We start from the raw sequence: 2891 nt of genomic DNA, 5'->3' as shown, positions 1-2891 counted from the left end.
GTCTTAATATTACTCAAACTTTTTTATTCTGTCATGACGATAGTTTTTTGTTGAATAGCTTGGTGTCATTATACTTGATACAGAGTTTTCTATTGAGTTGCGTAAGCCATTAAATAACTTCACTTCTTCAGATTGCTTCAGGTAATCAAGTATGTTGTCACTCAGGGATTCTACTATTTCTTTAGCTTTCCTAATTTTAAAGTGAGTACCCTCAGCGAGTTTTAATAAATGATTTATATCAGGAAATTCTTTACTGTTAGAAAGCTTAAGCGCCATTTTATTGTCGATAGCCTCATAAATTTTTGTGTGTGTTATATCAAAAGGTGGGGAAAGGTAAACCCTCGACATATCTGGTGTGTACTGAAGAGCAAAATTTTTGAGGTGTGCATCACCGTTACCAATTAAGCAATTAAATACAATATACTTATACATTTTTTCAACTTCTGATTGGCTATTAGTGTACAAGCTTGTTGCTTTGAGTAGTGTTTCGTAATTGCCCGTGTATTTTGCATCGGGATCATTTGGCTTTTTTAATAAAGTGGTAAAGTCTTCGTAGCCTAGCTTTGTACCATCTTGTGCTGTGTCGAAGCGTTCTATGACAAATGTTTCGAGATTATGGGATAAATACGTTTTAGGTGGCTTAAACCCGCAGTATCTAGCTGCTTCCATACATACAAATTCATTTACAGTAAGTAATGGAAATTCAGAATCAAATGATTTTACGATTAAATCTTTTTGTTGGACTGTTCTGTCAGTTTTAATATTGCTGGCATTAGGAATGCTTACTTTAGGTTGTACGCCAGCTAATGAGTTTCTTAGATAGTACTTTTCTAATAGTTGAGGGAATAGAGGCTCAGTACTGTTGTAAGATAAGATATCGTTCAGTGGAATAGTATCTGCTTCTGGTAACGAAAGTTCACTTTTATCGAAATTTTCCGAGAAAACCCATTGATCGACGCGAAGCGGTGTCGATGGGATGAATCGGAATAGTTAGCCCTGCTCTTGAATGTATTTTTGAATTGTATCAGCAGCCGCATTCCCAACAGAGCAAACAAAATATCCGTCAGACCAAAATGTTTTTTTAACCCAGAATTGCTTTTTAAACCATTTAAATCTCGACAGACTTTGCGTTGTAGATTGTTTAATTCTCCTAACGTAACTCGCAACACTGATATTGGGAGAGATCGTTAGCAATATGTGTATATGATCTTTGTCCACCTCGATCTCTTCGATATTAAATTCTGAGCGCTCTGCAATTTCAGTGATTTTTTGTTTTACAAAATCACCTACATCACCTTTTAACAATTGTTTTCTATATTTAACCACAAGTATTAAATGTAGCGCTATTAAATATTTACAGTGAGATTTAGTTTCATATTCCATCTTGACAACTCATTTCCATACAGTAGTCTATACAGTATATGAAAAAGACGCTTAGATACAACTACAGGCTAAATCCTACGCCAGAGCAAGAAGCTAAACTCGTTGAGTTTGGCGCGACAGCGCGTGGCATTTGGAACTTATTGTTGTCTGAGAATATGCGTCGATACGAGCACGATAAAACGTTTTTGTTTTACAAAGACATGGCCTCACTACTTAAAGATATCAAGACGTTCGAAGAGTTTACGTGGATTAAGTCTTTTGACTCGGCAGCAGCTCAGCAAGTTGCTCGCGACTTAGAAACAGCGTTAAAGAACGCAATCTCGAAAGGCCGTTTGCAGCGCTTTCCAAAGCATAAAATCTCATATAAAAAGAAAAAACTTCACAACGATAGTTTTCGAGCGGTCAATAACTCAAACTGTATCCGCATTGAAAATGGCGCTATCAGTATCCCAAAGGTAGGCAAGATACCCATTATCTTGCATCGCAAACTAGCAAGTAAAATCAAGACTGTAACTATCCAGTATCACCACGGAAAATGGGAATGCAGTATTACTCAAGAAGTGGAGTGCAAAACAGCGCTTCGCGTTTTAAAAACAATCACAGGTTTTGACATTAACTCAAAGCAAACGGTAGTTGGCTCGAACGGCTACGTGGCCGACAATCCAAAGTTTTTAAAGCAGTCAAAAACAAAGTTAAATCAATTGCAACGCCAGCTTGCACGCCGAACTAAAGGTTCAAATCGCTGGCACAAAACCAAACAACGCATCAACAAATTACACGGCAAAATCTCACGGCAAAGGCTCGACTTTGCACACAAAATTTCACGCCAGATAACCAATGAAAATGACATTTTAGTGTTCGAAGATTTAAACGTAAAAGGGATGCAAAAGTTCAATGGCAGCATGGTTGCCGACAATGTGATGGGCTTAATTACTCAGCTTTCAAAATACAAAACTGAGCTTGAAGGTAAACTCTATCACGAGATTGGCAGGTTTGAAAAATCCACTGGGGTTTGTTCTGAATGCGGCCAACATCATGTTTTAACATTGAACGACAGATATTTCACATGTACGGCTTGTGAAACTAACCAAAACCGGGACTTGTCAGCGGCTAAAAGCATAGCAAAAACAGGTGAATTAGATTTGATTGCGGCTGGGATCGTCGCAAGGGTTACCCCCACATCTCAGCAGAAATCAGCCATTAAAACGAAAGTCTTCGAGCTATCGAAGTTTGCTGTTGGAACTGAGAAAAAAGAAGCAGCCTAGTCTCTAAGTCAAGGCTGTAGAAGCCCATTGATCGACACGGAGTGGCGTCGATGGGTAGTTCACATGATAGCATGCCAATGCCTTGCTCTCCTTGTAGAGCGAGAAGGTACATGTCATTTACTTTTGCATACCTTGCTAACTTGTCAGCTATAAAGCGACGATTAAAGCCCTCTGGTAAGTTCTGTGAAAAGATAGGATGCAGAGAACCTGAAGAGTAACCGTCTATACCTTTTTTTTTTTTTT

4 protein-coding genes are annotated in these 2891 nt (G+C 38.4%); 1 reads left to right on the top strand and 3 read right to left on the bottom strand.

The genetic code is table 11. The features are described from left to right. Nucleotides 1–9: 9 nt before the first annotated feature. Together GQR53_RS15185 and tnpA are read right to left on the bottom strand one after the other, a co-directional pair. Nucleotides 10–876 (bottom strand): HipA domain-containing protein, encoded by an 867-nt coding sequence (locus GQR53_RS15185; protein WP_288986998.1) that lies wholly within the window; start codon nucleotides 874–876, stop codon nucleotides 10–12. A 114-nt stretch (nucleotides 877–990) separates the two neighbouring features. Next, on the bottom strand, nucleotides 991–1383 hold the full coding sequence (tnpA, locus tag GQR53_RS15180) for an IS200/IS605 family transposase (protein ID WP_165744393.1): 393 nt from the start codon (nucleotides 1381–1383) through the stop codon (nucleotides 991–993). A gap of 38 nt (nucleotides 1384–1421) precedes the next feature. Between tnpA and GQR53_RS15175 the strand changes: the two genes are divergently transcribed. Beyond that, entirely contained in the window at nucleotides 1422–2648 is a 1227-nt protein-coding gene (locus GQR53_RS15175) for an RNA-guided endonuclease TnpB family protein (RefSeq protein ID WP_165744392.1), read from the top strand. Here the strand turns inward: GQR53_RS15175 and GQR53_RS21170 are convergent. Further along, a partial coding sequence (locus tag GQR53_RS21170) for a HipA N-terminal domain-containing protein (protein ID WP_240917487.1) occupies nucleotides 2584–2891 on the bottom strand: 308 nt, incomplete at its 5' end. The genes GQR53_RS15175 and GQR53_RS21170 overlap by 65 nt on opposite strands.

Origin of the sequence: Pseudoalteromonas sp. Z9A6 (assembly GCF_011378805.1) — a bacterium.
Taxonomy (GTDB): domain Bacteria; phylum Pseudomonadota; class Gammaproteobacteria; order Enterobacterales; family Alteromonadaceae; genus Pseudoalteromonas; species Pseudoalteromonas distincta.
Note: the sequence above shows the minus strand (reverse complement) of the source record. Positions and strands in the feature narration are given on the sequence as shown.